Here is a 14,612-nt window from a genome sequence, read left to right on the forward strand (position 1 = left end):
TCAGATCATGGCGAGCGGCTGCTTGCGGCGCGGCGCGGGGTGCCGCGCCTCGATCTCGGCGAGGTCATCGGGGGTCAGCACCAGGTCCGCCGCGGCGGCGTTGTCGGAAACGTGCTCCAGCGACGAGGCCTTCGGAATGGCGATGACATCCCCGGCCCGGATCGCCCAGGCGAGCGCCACCCGCGCCGTGGAGACGCCGTGCCGCCGGGCGACGGCCGCGAGCGCCGGTGACTTGAGCAGCCTCCCGCCCTGGCCGACCGGCGAGTAGGCCATTGTCGGAATCCGGCGTTCGGCCTGCCATGGAAGCAGGTCGAACTCAGGGCCGCGTTGATCCGGATTGTAGAGGATCTGATTGGTGGCGCAGGCGTCCCCGCCGGGGAGCGCGAGCAGATCCTGCATATCGTCCAGGTCGAAGTTGGAGACACCCCAGCGGCGGATCTTGCCGGCGGCGAGCAGGTCCTGGAACGCGCCCAGCGTTTCGGCGAGCGGCGTGGCACCCCGCCAGTGCAGGAGGTAGAGATCGAGGGTTTCGACGCCCATGCGGCCGAGGCTGGTTTCGCAGGAGCGGATAACCGCGTCCCGACGGGCGTTCGAGGGCAGCACCTTGGAAACCAGGAAGCATGCGTCCCTGCGACCCTTGATCGCCTCTCCCACCATATCTTCCGCATCGCCGTCGCCGTACATCTCCGCGGTGTCGATCAATGTGAGGCCCAGATCGATTCCCGCCTGGATCGCGCGGATCTCCCGCTGCCGTTCGCGGGCCCCGCCCATCATCCAGGTTCCCTGGCCGATTGCGGGCACGGTGGTGCCGTCCGGGAGTTCGACGCGATGCATGGTGATCTCCTGAATTATATTCATAATTTTTCATGTTTTGGGGAACGCCGGACCGGCTTCCCGCATTTCCAAGCGTGGGCGTGGCTGGAGGCTTCAACCGGCCGCGCCGGGCGCAGGACTTCGCGGAGCGTGACCGATGCTGAAATGGGCTGTGATTTTCCTCGTCATCTCGATCGTGGCGGGTGTTCTGGGTTTCACAGGGGTCTCCAACGTCGCCGGACGCATTTCCAAGATCCTGTTCGTGATCTTCCTGGTGATCTTCATCGTCCTCGTCGTCCTGGCGTTCGCCGCTGGCGAGTTGGTGTTCTGATGCGACGACCGGGGGCACGATGCGGACACTGGATCTGACAGCGACGCGGCCGACGGGTTCTCCCGCCACCGACGGGGCGATGCGGATCGAGACTCGATCCTGCGGCCTGTCGACGGCCTGGACAACACGTTTCGTGCAGGCCCTGCGCGCGAGCCTGCTCGCTCGGGGGCGCGTCTGCGAAATCGCCCATCACGCGCTGAACCCCACTGCCGCCGCTTGGTTGTCGGTCTCGGTCGGCGGCCCCGGTCGGTCATCGGGCTTCGTCGAGATCCGCTGGGGCGCACCCCTGGACCGGGCTGCAGGCACGTCGCTGCTGCTGATCGATGGCGCGGAGGTAGCGCGGGCGGCGACGGCCCATCTCCACAAGCTCGGCCATACCGCGATCGCCTTTCTGGCCGGTCCGCCGGCCGATCCCCTGCTGGTCGATCTGGCGGATGGCCATGTGCGCGCGCTGGCCGCGCTCGGTCTGCCGTTCGATCATGAGCTGATCGTGGTCGGCGACGGCTCGTTCGAAGCCGGGTTCAAGTCCGTAGGAAGTCTGGTCGGATCGGGGCGGACGTTCACTGCCGTGCTGGCCGCCACCGCCGCGGCGGCACAGGGCGCGCTCCACGCCCTCGAGCAGCACCGGATCCCGGCAAGCGTACTCAGCCTGGAGGAGGACGATCGAGTGTCGTGGTGCGCGGTCGCAGCCGACACCGTCGCGGCGTCAGTTGCCTCTCTTCTCACCGCCGATGCGGCGGGCGCGCGATTCGCTACGCCCCACCTGCTGCCGTCCACCCTGCGGGAACTCTGAAACTGAAGGCGCCGCCGCGTCGGGTGGCGGCGCCCGGCCGCTTCACTGCGGCAGGTGGACGAGGTCGTCCGGCCGGAACGGCACGTTGCGCTTCTGCGAGTATTCGGTCCAGGCGCACCACACCGCGCTCTCTTCGCGCGTCTCGGCCACCTGGATCACGATCATCTTCGGTCCGCCGTCCTTGGGCTGTACGACGTCACCGATACGAAATGAATTCGGCATCAAAACTGCTCCACAACGTCGCATCTGCGATGGAGCAGAGTTGGCGTCGAGGCCCTCGCCTGTCAAAGCGCAATTGGTCGTAACGGGCGCAAACTCCTCGTTTACGTAAACGCCGAACCGGGATGACGCAGACGAGGGGCCCGGCAGGAGGTCGTCTGCCAGCCCCTCGTCCGCAACATCGACTTTGACGCCTAACCTACCTGTAGAAATCAAGCTGCGCTTCCACCGACGCCCCCGCCGGCGCGGCGGAAAACCCGCCGTACGCCGTGCCATATTGGAACACTTCCGCCCCGAGTCCACGTCGAAACGCTAGGCACGAGGGACGTCCGCCCGCTTTGTTGCAACGACGACACGCATTAGTCCGATGGAATGAGGAGGGACGCGAGAGTTCTACGGAGACAGCTCCCGGCGAGGTTTCAGCCGGCTGACCGGTTGGCGCTCTGCTGGGCCCGCGCGTCGAACAGCGCCTTGCGGCGTTTCTCGAACCAACGTTTGAAGAACGGGTCCACGTGCATCCGCGTGATGATCTCGCCGTCGCTCACGGTTCCGGCTGTCCATCCGAGCCAGGTGGCCATGTAGCTGTCCATGGGGCGCCTCCTTTGCTTTCAGGAAGCAAAACGCCCGCCCCCGGCACGTCGTTCCCGTTAGACAACAACCTCCCGTTCGACCCGCCCGCCGGTGCCGAACACCCGGAGGTAGCGCTCGATCTCCTCCGGGTCGCCGGTCGCCTTCGACGGGTTGTCGGAGAGTTTCACGGCGGGCCGGCCGTTCGCCTTGGTCACCTTGCAGACCAGCGAGATCGCGTCGAGTTCGTGCGCCGCATTCGGCGCGCAGCCGCGGAAGTCGTTGGTGAGGTTGGTGCCCCAGCCGAAGCTCATGTTCACGCGGCCGTCGAAGTGCCGGAACACCTTCTCGATGGTGTCGACATCCAGCGCATCGGAGAAGACGAGCAGCTTGTCGCGCGGATCCTGGCCCTTGGCCTCCCACCACTCGATGATCGCGTCCCCGCCCTCGATCGGCGGCGCGCTGTCCGGGCGGAAGCCCTTCCAGTTGGCCACCCAGTCGGGCGCATCGCGCAGGAACGCGGCCGTACCGAAGGCATCGGGCAGCACGACGCGCAGATTTCCGTCGTACATGTCGCGCCAGTCGCGCAGTACCTTGTAGGGCGCTTCCCGCAGGTCCTGGTCGGAGTTAGCGAGCGCGGCATAGACCATCGGCAGCTCGTGCGCGTTGGTGCCGATCGCCTCCAGGTCGCTCTTCATGGCGAGGAGGACGTTCGAGGTGCCGATGAAGGCGCTGCCGAGCCCCTCCTTCAGCGCGTTCACGCACCAGTCCTGCCAGAGGTAGGAGTGCCGCCGACGGGTGCCGAAGTCGGCGATCCTCAGCCCTTCCAGCGTCCGCAGCCGCTCCACCTTCGACCACAGCTTCGCCTTCGCGCGGGCATAGAGCACGTCGAGCTCGAAGCGGCCCATGGCCTTCAGCACCGCGCGCGATCGCAGCTCGTTGATGATGGCCAGAGCCGGGATCTCCCACATCGTCGTGTGGGTCCACGGCCCGTGGAACTCCAGCACATACTGGCCGTCCTCGCGGCGCAGCTCGTATTCGGGAAGCTCGAAGTCCTTCAACCACTCCAGGAAGCGCGGCTCGAAGATCTGGCGGTGGCCGTAGAAGCTGTTGCCTGCGAGCCAGATCCATTCCTTCTTGCCGAGCCGCAACGTCCGGGCGTAGTCGAGCTGGGCGCGCAGCTCCCCCTCGTCGATCTCGTCGGCGATCCGGATCCGATGCCGCCGGTTGATCAGCGAGAACGTGACCTCCACATCCGCGTAGCGGCGCCAGATCAGCTGCTGCATCAGCAACTTGTAGAAATCGGTATCGAGCAGCGAGCGGACGATCGGGTCCAGCTTCCAGCTGTGATCCCAGACCCGTTTGGCAATATCGATCGTCATCGTCCTTCTCCCGAGTGGGGGATCCTCGGGGCCGACAGGCCGCTGCACCGCGGACGCGGCGGCAGAGGTCAAGTCACCTCGCCAAACGCCATATACCTCTGGCAACCGGACAACCAGACCTTTTTCGCTCGATTGCGGACCGCGCGCGTCTCGGGCGGGAACCGGCCGGGGGCCGAGCAGCTTCCCATCCCGATCGTACGTTCCGGCTAGAGCCCAACGGAAAACCACAGGAAGAACCCGCCAAAGGCAAGCCCAACCGCCGCCATCTGCCGTCTGGAAGTCCGTTTGGAGCGGTCCTTCGCCAGGTTGGCCGCCGCGATGAGCCAAATCGTGGCTACGAGGCAAGATACGCCCATCCAAGCCATGAAGATTTTCAGCAAAATCATGTCGACTCTACTCACCAGAACCAACGCAAACCGACTCTCCTTGATCAGATTAAGAACTTGTTAATCTGTCTCAACCCGCCGAACCGGAGGCTGGTGAATATACAGTTGAGACATCGCGCGGGGATTGAATGAAAAGCTTGCGATACCGTGAAGGAAACAAGACGGGTCCGGACCCCCACCTTGCAAGGGCCCTCCCCGGATCGGACCGTTCGCCTTCACCGACCCTGGCAGCCGGGGCACGGTGGGTCTCGACGCGCTGTCCGGGAGCCGGTCGAACCGCCATGGGGGCCCTCCTGATCTTCGCCGCAACGGCCTTCGGGCTTCACCTTCTCGGTCGAAACCTCGTCTGCGGCTGCGGAGAGATCCTGATCTGGTGGGACGAAGCAGAGGGCATCGGCAATTCCCAGAACCTCTCGGACTGGTATTCGCTGCTCCACTTCGGCCACGGCATCCTGACGTGGCCGCTCTTGCGCTGGCTTGCGCCGCAGTGGCCGCTTGGGAAAAGCTGTCTCGTGGCGCTGTTCATGGGATCGGGATGGGAGCTCGTCGAGAACACGCCCTTCATGATCGCGCGTTTCGGCGACAGCGGGCCCGGCGATTATCCATGCGACAGCATTCTCAACGCGCTGAGCGACATGAGCTTCGGCCTCGCCGGATTTCTGTTCGCTCGCAAAGTCCGGCTGCGGGCCGGACTTGCGGCCCTGGTGGCGATCGAGCTGACGGTCACGGTGGCGATCCGCGACGGGTTCGTCCTTGGTGCGGCGCGGCTTATAGCGCCGTCTGTCGTGCTTGCCGAGGAGTAGCGCTTCTTAGACAGGCGAGAGTTGCGCAGCCCGCAACGCGGCAACGTTGGCGGAACCCGTGCAGAAGCACGCGATCTGCAGTGCGCAGATCATGGTCCGGAAATGGTCGACAACGGCGTCTGTAGAGGCCACCGCACCTTCCAGGACGACCGCCGCCTGTCCGACCAGATCGGCACCAAGCGCCAAGGCCTTGGCCGCGTCGATCCCCGTGCGAATGCCACCCGATCCGATGACGGTGACGGACGGGCACGCCTTTCGGACCTGCGCGATCGCCTCGGCGGTCGGAATACCCCAGTCGGCGAACGCCATCGCCACCGCCCGGTCGCTTTCCGTCGCGGCCCGTTGGCCCTCGACCGCTGCCCAACTCGTGCCCCCGGATCCGGCCACGTCAATGACCGAGACCCCGGCGTCGACGAGCCGGCGGGCGACGCTTCCGGAAAGCCCGGCGCCCACCTCCTTGACGACGACGGGTACCGACAAAGCCCGACAGGTCGCCTCGACGCCGGCGAGCACGCCTTTCCAGTTCCGGTCGCCCTCCGGCTGCAGCGCCTCCTGAAGCGGATTGAGGTGGATGATGAGCGCATCCGCTTCGATCATCTCCACGGCGCGTTTCGCGCGATCCAGACCGTCGGCCCCGACCATCTGGGCTGCGCCGAGGTTGGACAGAAGCGGGATCGTTCGCGCCGCCCGGCGGAGGGCCCCTGTCAATCCGACATTGCCGCCGGTTTCGATCGCGATCCGCTGCGAGCCCACCGCGAACGCCAGGCCGAGTGTTTCTGCCGCTTCCACCAGGTGCCGGTTGATGGCCGCGGCTCGCGCAGGGCCGCCGGTCATCGAACTGATCAGGAAAGGTGCCCGCAGGGTCCGGCCGAGAAAAGCTACGCTCAGGTCGATCGCGTCGAGGTCCAGTTCGGGCAGCGCCACGTGGTCGAAACGCAGCCGGTCGAAGCCGGCGCCCTTGCCCTCCACCGCGCCGCCACCTGCCATCACGATGTCGAGATGATCGTCCTTTCGGCCGGCGATCCCGCCCATTCCAGGCGTTGTCGCCCTCCCCACAACGGAAACCATCAGGCGTCCCCAGCGTTGGTGCAAAGAACAAGACGAAGACCGTCCTCCGCAGCACAACGCGTGCCGGCGCGAGAAGTTCGTTCAAGGCGCCGGCATCGACACCGGTCTCCGAGGAGTTTCAAACCATGAGATCAGCGGTGGCCGGCAGCGTTGACCTGCAAACCGAGATCCGCGACGCGCGGTCCAGGATCGACCACAGGCTCGATCGCCTGATGCTGTCGGACCCCGGTCAGCGAGACCTGGTCAAGGTCGCCATGCGGGAGGCGGTCCTGCTTCCCGGCAAACGGCTGCGGCCGCTGATGACGGTTCTTGCGGCGCGCGACCTTGGCTTCGACGGGCCTGCCGCTGTCGATGCCGGGTGCGCGCTGGAACTGGTGCATACCGCGTCCCTGCTGCTCGACGATCTGCCCTGCATGGACGACGCTACCCTCCGGCGCGGGGAACAGACGATCCACCTGCGCTACGGCGAGGATGTTGCCGTGCTCGCCTCGATCGGGCTGCTGACCCAGGCCTACGGGCTGCTGGCGGTCGCACCGATGCTGACCGACGTGCAGCGGACGCAGTTGGTTCAGATCCTGTCCGACGCGGTCGGCGTGAACGGCCTCGTCGGCGGCCAGTACACCGACCTGCGCGGCGCCGACCGGCGACCCAACCCGGCGGACGTTGTTGTCACCAACGACCGCAAGACGGGCGCGCTCTTCATCGCCGCGACCGAATTCGCCTGCCTTGTCGCCGACGCCGGCGAGGAGGCGCGAACCCACCTCCGGAACTTTGCCCGGGAGCTCGGGCGGGCCTTCCAGATCATGGACGACATGGTCGACGCGGACGGAGATGAGATCGCAGCCGGCAAGGACGTCCGGCAGGACCACGGAAAGGTGACCATGCTGTCGCTGCTCGGTCGCGATGCGGCCCGCCGCCGACTGTCGGGCCATGTCGCGGGATCGCTCGCGGCGTTGGCCGCCCTGCCCGGGGGGCCGGGCCGCATGGCTTTTCTCGTCCGCCAGACCTTCGGGGAAGCGGTCGAGGCCCGGCGGCGGGCGATGGGTCACCACGGGACGGAAGCGGAAACGTCGTTCGCGGCGAGCGCCGAGTAGGCCGAACCAACCCCTGGAGGCTGTGTGCAGGTACTTCTGAACATCCTGATCGTTGTCGGCACCGTGGTGGTTATGGAAGGCGTCGCCTATGCCTCCCATCGCTGGATCATGCACGGTTGGGGATGGGGCTGGCACCAATCCCATCATGAAGAACACGACGGGATCTTCGAGCAGAACGATCTCTATGCCGTGGTCTTCGCCGGGGTCGCGATCCTGCTGTTCGCCGTGGGGGCGGCGCACTCGCCATCTCTCTTCTACGTGGCCGTCGGCGTGACGATCTACGGCGCGCTCTACTTCGTCGTCCACGACGGCCTGGTGCACCAGCGCTGGCCGTTCCGGCGCGTCCCGAAGAGCGGCTACCTCAAGCGCCTGGTACAGGCCCACCGCCTCCACCATGCGATCGAGGGAAAGGACGGCGCCGTCTCCTTCGGCTTCCTCTACGCGCCGCCGGTCGATGAACTGAGGGCGGCGCTGAAGCGACGCCACGGTCGCCGTCTCGGACGGGACTCGGGATCGGGGTCGGTCAGACCGGACGGGTCCAGAGCGTCGGATCCCGGAGAGCCGATCCACGGTGACGGCTGACCAAAACGCCGACGCCCGCGGACGCGGCATGGCCGATCTTCTCCGGTCCCGATGTGCGGACACGCTCGTCCCAGGCTGCAGCGCCCCGGCGGCGAACCTTGACGCCGATTGCCCGGTAGACATCGAGGGCCGTGCCGATCGCCCAGGCGGAACGGAGCGGCAGGTGCGAGAGCCCGAGCCGTGCCGAGGCGTAATAAGGCTCGGCAGCGTCGAGCAGCCGGGCGACGACGCCGGCCAACGGCTCGCGATACGCTGGATCCGCCAGCCGGTCAGCGGGGATCCCCGCGTCCTCCAGCCAAAGCCGCGGAAGATAGACCCGGCCCGTCAGGGCGTCCTCAACCACGTCTCGAGCGATATTGGTCAGCTGGAAAGCGATCCCGAGATCTGCAGCCCGGTCAAGGGTTTGCGACTGGCGCCGCCCCATCGTCATGCTCATCATGACGCCGACGACGCCCGCGACCCGCCAGCAGTAGAGCAGGAGATCGTCCAGGGTTCCGTAGCTCCGGCCTTCGACGTCCATCCGGTAGCCGGCGAGGTGCTCCAGGGGATAGCTCATCGGGAGCCCCACCCCGCGGCTGACCTCCGAGAAGGCCTGGAACGCCGGATCATCCGGCGGCGGCCCGACATAGGCTCGACGCGTCTGCTCCTCCAGGCGGGCCAGACGGTCGGCGGGCGAGCCGGCGTAGGCTCTGCCGGGGCCGCCGAGGAACTGACCGTCGATCACGTCATCGCAGTGCCGGCACCAGGTGTAGAGCAGGACGGCGTTGCGCCGGGTCGCTGGATCGAGGAGTCGGGCGGCGGCGGCGAAGCTGGAGGACCCGGCGGCGATGGTCAGGCCGGCGTGGCGGTGGATCGAGTCGGTCATCGCCGGGCGTCCGCGATCATCAGGCCGGCAGTTGCCTTGGCCGATCCGACCACGCCGGGCACGCCAGCGCCCGGATGGGTACCGGCTCCGACGATGTAGAGGTTATGGATCCGGTCGTCGCGGTTGTGCGGCCGGAACCAGGCGCTCTGCGTCAGGATCGGCTCGAGCGAGAAGGCCGAGCCGACGAAGGCATTGAGTTCGCTCTTGAAATCGTCCGGCGTGAAATGCCGGACGGTGACCAGATCGTCCCTGAGACCCGGCAGAATGCGCTGTTCCAGGTGGTCGAGGATCAGGTCCCGGTAGCGGGGCCCCTCCACGCTCCAGTCGAGCGGGGCGTGGCCGAGGTGCGGGACGGGGGCCAGGACGTAGTAGCTGCCCATGCCAGGCGGAGCGAGGGAGGGATCGGTGACGCTCGGAGCGTGAAGGTAGAGCGAGAAATCCTCGGCAAGCCGGTCGCTGCCGAAGATCTCGGTGATGAGCGGCCGGTAGCGGGGACCGAACAGAACAGTGTGGTGTGCGATCGGGTGGTTGCGGCGGAGGCCGAAGTAGATGACGAACAGCGACATGGAAAAGCGCTTGTTCATCAGCGACTTGGCTTTTGACGCCCCATGCGGGTGATTGCTCAGGAGATCGCGGTAGGTGTGGACGATGTCGCCGTTGGAGGCGACGAGGTCGACCGGATGGCGCTCGCCGGCGGCGATGACGGCGGTAATCCGGTCGCCGGCAGTCTCAATTCGGTCGACTGGCGTGGAAAGGCGCAGATTTCCGCCGATGTCCTGAAAGAGACGGACCATGGCGGCGATCAGGGCACCGGTACCGCCGCGAGGGAACCAGACGCCGCCTTGCCGCTCGAGGGCGTGGATCAGCGTGTAGATCGAGGACGTCGAGAAAGGATTGCCGCCGACCAGAAGCGAATGGAACGAGAAGACCTGCCGGAGCTGTTCGTCCTTGATAAATTTCGAGACCATGCTGTAGACGCTTCGCCATGCCTGAAGCTTGGCGAGATCCGGCGCGACACGGATCATGTCCTTGAACGAGAGAAACGGGACAGCCCCGAGTTCCTTGTATCCCTTGGCGTAGACGGCGCGGGAATAGTCCAGGAAGCGACGGTAACCCTCGATGTCGTCCGGCGACTTCATCGCGATCTGCCGGTCCAGCAGATCCTGGTCGTTATCATAGTCGAAGGCATAGCCGTCGTCAAACAGGAGTCTGTAGAACGGCGATACCGGTAGAAGTTCAACGTAATCGCTCATCCGACGTCCAGCCGAGGCGAAGACTTCCTCAAGACATGGCGGATCCGTGATCACGGTCGGGCCGGCATCAAAGATGAAACCTTGATCCTCGTAGACGTAGGCGCGGCCGCCGGGTTTGTCCCTCTTCTCGAAGAGACTGGTCTGGATACCTGCGGCCTGCAGCCGGATCGCCAGCGCGAGGCCACCGAAGCCTGCGCCGATCACAGCCGCGGTTCTTTCTGAGGTCATCAATGGCTCCGGGAGTGGACGGTGGCGGCCAGGGCGCGAAGCGCCGGGCCGACAGGAATGGGCGGCCGGCCGGCGAGGATGCGGATCTTGTCACCGAGGGTGGACCGGCCGGCGTAGAAACGGGCGATGAGGGGTTCGGGGAGCGCGTAGAACCGAGCGAAGATCGGCCGCCGCCCGGCCGGCTTGGCGGCCAGAAACAACATACGATTCAAGGCTCTGTAGAAGCCCTGCCGACGCCACTGCGCCTTGGCGTGGGCCTCCAGCGCCGCAAAGATGGCAGCAGCGTCGAGGGTCGGCAGGTGGGCGATCAGGTCGGCGGTGCGGACGGCATCGGGAAGGGAATAGCCGGTCGTCGGGTGGAAGAAGCCGCCCGCGGCACCGAGCTTCGGCACGCCGGCGGCCTCTTTCCAGAAGGCGTCGATGTCGCCGGAAAGGGTGATCGGGAGATCGCCGACCTCGCTGCGGAGGGTGTCGATCGGCTCCCAACCCTGCTGATCGACGTAGTCGTAGGTGTAGTCGTGTTTTTCGCGCGCTTCGGACGCTACGTAGCCGGTGTCCTCCACGAGAAGGACCTCGGGAGCGAAGGGCAACAGATAGATGAAGCGATATCCGTCGGTCTGCGGGACGGTGGCGTCCATGATGACCGGTCGGTCGAGACCGTGTGGATGCGACAACCGGAATACATGCCCGACGAAGACCTGATGGCCGAACGCCATGTGCGGCGTGGCGACGGGTCCCCGCCCGTCGATCACGGCCTTGGCGGTCAGCATGGTGCCGTCGGCAAGCGTCGCGGTGGTCGGCGTCAAGGCCCGGACCGGCGTCCGTAGCCGAATGTTATCCCCGCCGATGTCGGCTGCGATAACCTGCCGGAAGCGATCGGAGGTGATCGAGGCGTAGCCGCCGGAGAGAACCCGTGACTGGCTTGGAAACCGCACGGACTGACCTCTCCAGTGGCGCACCACGAGCGGCTCGATCCACTCTCTCTCCCTCGGCAGGAGGTCGGTGTCATGGAAGGACCAGGTATGTTCGCCGCCGATGCGGTCGCTCGCTTCCAGGACGAGCAGCGTCACCTCCGGCCGGTGCATGCGCAGGCGGCGGGCGAGCAATCCGTTGGCAAGACCGCCCCCGACGAGGATGATGTCAGGCGCGGTCACAGCGTGACCTCCGCTTCCGGCACGGAGCGGTGCTGCGGATTGGCGAAGTGGAGGACGATCTCCGCCGCCCGGGCCGCACCGCCGGCCGCGGCGACCTCCGGTGCAAAGCTCCGCGCTTGGTCGCGGAAGGTCGGTTCGTCGATGAGGCGGGTGAGCGCATCGGCGACGGCATCGACCTTTAGCCGGCGCTTGGACAGGCGGAGCCCGACCCCATGGTGGACGATGCGGGCGGCGGCGCCCGGCTGGTCGAAGGCGATCGGGATCGCCAGCACCGGCACGCCGGCGGCCAGCGCGTCGAAGACCGTGTTCGTGCCAGCATGGGTGACGACCGCAGACGCCTGACGAAGCATCGCCCTCTGCGGGACGAAGTCGGTGATCAGGTCCGCGCCGATGTCGGCGGCCGCAAGAGCATCGAGCCCGCCACAATGGGCGACGACCGAGCGGGCCCCGATCCTGCGGCAGGCCTCGGCGACGGCGCGGAAGATGCCTGCGCGGTGGCCCTGGAGCGTGCCGAGGGAAACGAAGACCACCGGACTGTCATCGTCCCACGGCAGGCGCACCGGCGGCTCGCTGTCGTCCATAGGCCGCAGTGGCCCGACGTGCCGCAACCGCCGCTCAGGCCGGGCGCGCGGGAACTCGAAAGCCGCGACGGTCTGGCTGACGGTGGCGAGCGGCGACACGCAATCGGCCAGCGTGCAGCGTGGGCGCAGGCCCAAACGGGACGACTGGCGGCGGATGGCGCGGTGGAGATCGCCCATGAGGGCGTCGTGAATACGGGCGGCGAAGCGGTTCCGGGCCAGTCCGCGCGGGCTGGGATCGTAGTCGAACGGCAGCACGGGAAGCGGCACCGCCGGATCGCGCTCCACCGGCAGCGCGGAGGCGAGCGAGATCCACGGGATGCCGAGATGGTCGGCGACGAGCGCACCGGCTGCCTCCATCTGATCAGCGACGACGATGTCGGGCCCGAGGCCGCGCATCACCGCGGGCAGCCGCGCGCACAGCATGTCGGTCTGCCGCCGCATCTCGTGCACGACGCCGAGCAGGCCCCACGGCGTGTCCGGCGACGCCGCGCGACGGACTGCGGCTTCCTGCGCACCCGGGGGGTAGTGGTCGGAACCGACGGGAATGAATCGCAGCGACGGCAAGCGGACAAGCTCGCCCATGTCGGGGATGCCGACGAGTGTCGCCCGGTGGCCGGCCGCGGTCAGGCGCTCCGCGACAGCTTCATGTGCGCGCAGATGGCTCACGAACGGCGGAGCGATGAAGACCGCGTGCACCGTCGAACCGCCTCCTTGCTGCTGTCATCGGCAAGGGCGGAACGCGGGGGTTTCGGAAAAGTTGCCGCCGGGGAGGAAGAAGATGCGGGCGACGCGCGAAAGTGATCGGAACGGCCCCTGCCTCAGGGCGCCCGGCGCTGCGCGGGTGATGCCCGAACTCGTTCTATCCCGAGCCGCCGGGTGCGACCGGCGTGGAGGGCTCGCCCGGTCCTGCCGGGGCGAGCACGTCGGTGGGGCCGACTTCGGTAAGGTAGATGTAGAGGAGGACGACGACGATGCACACGACCAGCGCGACGCCCAGGGCCGCAAGGCCGCGACCGTTCGGATCTTGCTGCGGATCGGACATCTGCCTTCCCCCTCGGGCCCGGTGCTGAACCATTCGACCGGGTGGCAGAACCCTACCCCGGAAATTGAAGAAGCCGCCACCCGAGGGTGACGGCTTCTCTAACCAGCGCCCGCGGCGGTGGGGGGCGATGACTGCGGACGCTGCTATCCCAATAACGGCGCCCCGAAAGGTTCGTTCCGCGAGCCGCGAGATTTTTTCATATCGGCATGGGGCGGGCCGGAGAGAGCTGCGGCGGGATCAAAAGCCGGGCGGCAAAGGTTGTGGTGCCGTTGGAAGGAGGTGACGCCGATGAATACCGCCAATCTGCAACTGGAAGGCCTCTACACGGCCCTGACCGCCTTGCTCGCGGTTCTGCGGGAGAAGAACGTGCTGTCGCGCGAGGACGTGGATGAGGCACTGGACCGGGCGGAGCGGAGCATCGAAGCCGACGCGCGCCGGCCTGCCGAGGTAAGCGGCTCCAACCGCGACGCGGTCCGTTTCCCGGTTCGCTACCTGCGCCAGGTGAACCGCGCCCTGGAGGGCGGCGAACTTCCGAGCTTCACCGACGTGGCGGGTGCGATCGGCGCCGAAAAGGCGGGACGGTGACGAAATTGGTTCGCCGGAGACTTTGCCGGGGGCACGCTCCCGCCCATCTTTGCGTCGGAAGAGGCAGTTTTCGCAACGACGGGCTTGCCGCGTTGCCGGAAGCCGGCTAGCAAACCGCTCCATTGGACCTGCCGAGAAGACGGACAAGGAATTATGGCAGAATACCTGCTCTGGGCGATCGGCATCGGTCTTGTCGTCGCGGCCATCGGCTTCATCGTGTACTGGCTGACCCCGGCCGACCTGGACTATCAGGGACGACTGAAGGTGAGCGAGTTCGCCATGGCCGTAGGCCTCGTGGTGGCCGTCGTCAGCGGGATCGTGCTCTACACCATGGCGACCGCCACGCCGATCTGACACAGCGCTCCGAGTAGCGGATGGCTGGCTGCCGGCGTGCGGAAGAGGTCCGGCCGGCCGGCCGATTCGATCAGCTGGTCACGCGCCAGATCATCGCTGCGATGGCCAGCGCACCGATGGCGACGGTGGTGATGAGGCGGACCGGCGTGGTACGCGGCGGATCGGGCGGCTCTTTCGGATCCGGCCTTGGGACCGCAGCGCGTGCCCGCGGATCGGCGGATGGGTGTTCGTCTTCGGCCATCGGTCGGGGCCTCCGGTCTCCTCGCCCTCCCCCGCACCGGATGCTCGCACGGCTCACGGAACTGTATCAATCCGAAACATGATGTGATTTCACCAGCCGCCCGATCCGTGATGAACTCGACCACGTCTTGATGACGTACGCTTTGGATCGACTGATCTCCCGGAGCGCCAGGACCCCTTCCCGCCAGACGAACCCACCTGGCAGCCGGAGGTGTCTCGGATCAACGGACCGGATCAGGCCTCGGAGGCCGGCAGTGCCGGGCGGCGGGCTC

General features: G+C 66.8%; 18 protein-coding genes. 7 read left to right on the forward strand and 11 right to left on the reverse strand.

Annotated features, from left to right (window positions below; translation table 11 throughout):
- A complete protein-coding gene (locus HZ321_RS12485; protein ID WP_181702693.1) occupies window positions 1–834 on the reverse strand; it encodes an aldo/keto reductase in 834 nt (277 codons plus the stop codon).
- 136 nt (window positions 835–970) lie between these two features.
- Between HZ321_RS12485 and HZ321_RS12490 the strand changes: the two genes are divergently transcribed.
- Both HZ321_RS12490 and HZ321_RS12495 read left to right on the forward strand, forming a co-directional pair.
- The gene (locus HZ321_RS12490; protein ID WP_181702694.1) at window positions 971–1,144 is read left to right on the forward strand and encodes a DUF1328 domain-containing protein; all 174 of its coding nucleotides are present in this window, start codon (window positions 971–973) and stop codon (window positions 1,142–1,144) included.
- Window positions 1,145–1,163: 19 nt separating this feature from the next.
- On the forward strand, window positions 1,164–1,937 hold the full coding sequence (locus HZ321_RS12495) for a substrate-binding domain-containing protein (protein ID WP_181702695.1): 774 nt from the start codon (window positions 1,164–1,166) through the stop codon (window positions 1,935–1,937).
- Window positions 1,938–1,979: 42 nt separating this feature from the next.
- Here the strand turns inward: HZ321_RS12495 and HZ321_RS12500 are convergent, their stop codons facing one another.
- The 3 genes from HZ321_RS12500 to pncB form a co-directional block, all read right to left on the reverse strand.
- Window positions 1,980–2,159 (reverse strand): DUF2158 domain-containing protein, encoded by a 180-nt coding sequence (locus HZ321_RS12500; RefSeq protein WP_181702696.1) that lies wholly within the window; start codon window positions 2,157–2,159, stop codon window positions 1,980–1,982.
- A 416-nt stretch (window positions 2,160–2,575) separates the two neighbouring features.
- On the reverse strand, window positions 2,576–2,746 hold the full coding sequence (locus tag HZ321_RS12505) for a hypothetical protein (protein ID WP_181702697.1): 171 nt from the start codon (window positions 2,744–2,746) through the stop codon (window positions 2,576–2,578).
- Window positions 2,747–2,803: 57 nt separating this feature from the next.
- Window positions 2,804–4,105: a nicotinate phosphoribosyltransferase gene (gene pncB, locus HZ321_RS12510; protein ID WP_181702698.1), complete on the reverse strand. Its 1,302-nt coding sequence runs from the start codon at window positions 4,103–4,105 to the stop codon at window positions 2,804–2,806.
- A 667-nt stretch (window positions 4,106–4,772) separates the two neighbouring features.
- Between pncB and HZ321_RS12515 the strand changes: the two genes are divergently transcribed.
- Window positions 4,773–5,294 carry a DUF2585 family protein gene (locus HZ321_RS12515; protein WP_181702699.1) on the forward strand — a complete coding sequence of 174 codons (522 nt, stop codon included), beginning with the start codon at window positions 4,773–4,775 and terminating at the stop codon, window positions 5,292–5,294.
- Between the two features lie 6 nt (window positions 5,295–5,300).
- Here the strand turns inward: HZ321_RS12515 and fni are convergent, their stop codons facing one another.
- Window positions 5,301–6,326 (reverse strand): type 2 isopentenyl-diphosphate Delta-isomerase, encoded by a 1,026-nt coding sequence (gene fni, locus HZ321_RS12520; protein WP_181702700.1) that lies wholly within the window; start codon window positions 6,324–6,326, stop codon window positions 5,301–5,303.
- 161 nt (window positions 6,327–6,487) lie between these two features.
- Here fni and HZ321_RS12525 point away from each other — a divergent pair, with 161 nt between their 5' ends.
- Both HZ321_RS12525 and HZ321_RS12530 read left to right on the forward strand, forming a co-directional pair.
- Window positions 6,488–7,456, forward strand: coding sequence for a polyprenyl synthetase family protein (locus HZ321_RS12525; protein WP_181702701.1), 969 nt, complete (start codon window positions 6,488–6,490; stop codon window positions 7,454–7,456).
- A 24-nt stretch (window positions 7,457–7,480) separates the two neighbouring features.
- Complete coding sequence (locus HZ321_RS12530) at window positions 7,481–8,038, forward strand: sterol desaturase family protein (RefSeq protein WP_181702702.1); 558 nt, start codon at window positions 7,481–7,483, stop codon at window positions 8,036–8,038.
- Here HZ321_RS12530 and HZ321_RS12535 read toward each other — a convergent pair.
- The 5 genes from HZ321_RS12535 to HZ321_RS12555 form a co-directional block, all read right to left on the reverse strand.
- Window positions 7,980–8,903, reverse strand: coding sequence for a phytoene/squalene synthase family protein (locus HZ321_RS12535; RefSeq protein WP_181702703.1), 924 nt, complete (start codon window positions 8,901–8,903; stop codon window positions 7,980–7,982). The genes HZ321_RS12530 and HZ321_RS12535 overlap by 59 nt on opposite strands.
- Complete coding sequence (locus HZ321_RS12540; RefSeq protein WP_181702704.1) at window positions 8,900–10,384, reverse strand: phytoene desaturase; 1,485 nt, start codon at window positions 10,382–10,384, stop codon at window positions 8,900–8,902. The genes HZ321_RS12535 and HZ321_RS12540 overlap by 4 nt, the downstream gene beginning before the upstream one ends.
- On the reverse strand, window positions 10,384–11,538 hold the full coding sequence (gene crtY / locus HZ321_RS12545; protein ID WP_181702705.1) for a lycopene beta-cyclase CrtY: 1,155 nt from the start codon (window positions 11,536–11,538) through the stop codon (window positions 10,384–10,386). The genes HZ321_RS12540 and crtY overlap by 1 nt, the downstream gene beginning before the upstream one ends.
- Window positions 11,535–12,815, reverse strand: coding sequence for a nucleotide disphospho-sugar-binding domain-containing protein (locus HZ321_RS12550; protein WP_181702706.1), 1,281 nt, complete (start codon window positions 12,813–12,815; stop codon window positions 11,535–11,537). The genes crtY and HZ321_RS12550 overlap by 4 nt, the downstream gene beginning before the upstream one ends.
- Before the next feature lie 163 nt (window positions 12,816–12,978).
- Entirely contained in the window at window positions 12,979–13,161 is a 183-nt protein-coding gene (locus HZ321_RS12555; RefSeq protein ID WP_181702707.1) for a hypothetical protein, read from the reverse strand.
- A 288-nt stretch (window positions 13,162–13,449) separates the two neighbouring features.
- Between HZ321_RS12555 and HZ321_RS12560 the strand changes: the two genes are divergently transcribed.
- Together HZ321_RS12560 and HZ321_RS12565 are read left to right on the forward strand one after the other, a co-directional pair.
- A complete protein-coding gene (locus HZ321_RS12560; RefSeq protein WP_181702708.1) occupies window positions 13,450–13,746 on the forward strand; it encodes a hypothetical protein in 297 nt (98 codons plus the stop codon).
- Window positions 13,747–13,899: 153 nt separating this feature from the next.
- On the forward strand, window positions 13,900–14,100 hold the full coding sequence (locus tag HZ321_RS12565) for a hypothetical protein (RefSeq protein ID WP_181702709.1): 201 nt from the start codon (window positions 13,900–13,902) through the stop codon (window positions 14,098–14,100).
- 70 nt (window positions 14,101–14,170) lie between these two features.
- Here HZ321_RS12565 and HZ321_RS12570 read toward each other — a convergent pair whose 3' ends face one another.
- Window positions 14,171–14,341 carry a hypothetical protein gene (locus tag HZ321_RS12570; RefSeq protein ID WP_181702710.1) on the reverse strand — a complete coding sequence of 57 codons (171 nt, stop codon included), beginning with the start codon at window positions 14,339–14,341 and terminating at the stop codon, window positions 14,171–14,173.
- Between the last annotated feature and the right edge of the window lie 271 nt (window positions 14,342–14,612).

Origin of the sequence: Chthonobacter albigriseus (genome assembly GCF_013839445.1) — a bacterium.
Classification (GTDB): Bacteria; Pseudomonadota; Alphaproteobacteria; order Rhizobiales; family Pleomorphomonadaceae; genus Chthonobacter; species Chthonobacter albigriseus.

What these genes read in the sequence shown, in the direction of transcription:
- HZ321_RS12560 (WP_181702708.1), top strand. Translation starts at nt 13,450, where the DNA reads ATGAATACCGCCAATCTGCAACTGGAAGGCCTCTACACGGCCCTGACC.
- HZ321_RS12490 (WP_181702694.1), top strand. Translation starts at nt 971, where the DNA reads ATGCTGAAATGGGCTGTGATTTTCCTCGTCATCTCGATCGTGGCGGGT.
- HZ321_RS12535 (WP_181702703.1), bottom strand. Translation starts at nt 8,903, where the DNA reads ATGACCGACTCGATCCACCGCCACGCCGGCCTGACCATCGCCGCCGGG.
- fni (WP_181702700.1), bottom strand. Translation starts at nt 6,326, where the DNA reads ATGGGCGGGATCGCCGGCCGAAAGGACGATCATCTCGACATCGTGATG.
- HZ321_RS12500 (WP_181702696.1), bottom strand. Translation starts at nt 2,159, where the DNA reads ATGCCGAATTCATTTCGTATCGGTGACGTCGTACAGCCCAAGGACGGC.
- HZ321_RS12565 (WP_181702709.1), top strand. Translation starts at nt 13,900, where the DNA reads ATGGCAGAATACCTGCTCTGGGCGATCGGCATCGGTCTTGTCGTCGCG.
- HZ321_RS12555 (WP_181702707.1), bottom strand. Translation starts at nt 13,161, where the DNA reads ATGTCCGATCCGCAGCAAGATCCGAACGGTCGCGGCCTTGCGGCCCTG.
- HZ321_RS12525 (WP_181702701.1), top strand. Translation starts at nt 6,488, where the DNA reads ATGAGATCAGCGGTGGCCGGCAGCGTTGACCTGCAAACCGAGATCCGC.
- HZ321_RS12540 (WP_181702704.1), bottom strand. Translation starts at nt 10,384, where the DNA reads ATGACCTCAGAAAGAACCGCGGCTGTGATCGGCGCAGGCTTCGGTGGC.
- HZ321_RS12570 (WP_181702710.1), bottom strand. Translation starts at nt 14,341, where the DNA reads ATGGCCGAAGACGAACACCCATCCGCCGATCCGCGGGCACGCGCTGCG.
- HZ321_RS12515 (WP_181702699.1), top strand. Translation starts at nt 4,773, where the DNA reads ATGGGGGCCCTCCTGATCTTCGCCGCAACGGCCTTCGGGCTTCACCTT.
- HZ321_RS12485 (WP_181702693.1), bottom strand. Translation starts at nt 834, where the DNA reads ATGCATCGCGTCGAACTCCCGGACGGCACCACCGTGCCCGCAATCGGC.
- pncB (WP_181702698.1), bottom strand. Translation starts at nt 4,105, where the DNA reads ATGACGATCGATATTGCCAAACGGGTCTGGGATCACAGCTGGAAGCTG.
- HZ321_RS12505 (WP_181702697.1), bottom strand. Translation starts at nt 2,746, where the DNA reads ATGGACAGCTACATGGCCACCTGGCTCGGATGGACAGCCGGAACCGTG.
- HZ321_RS12495 (WP_181702695.1), top strand. Translation starts at nt 1,164, where the DNA reads ATGCGGACACTGGATCTGACAGCGACGCGGCCGACGGGTTCTCCCGCC.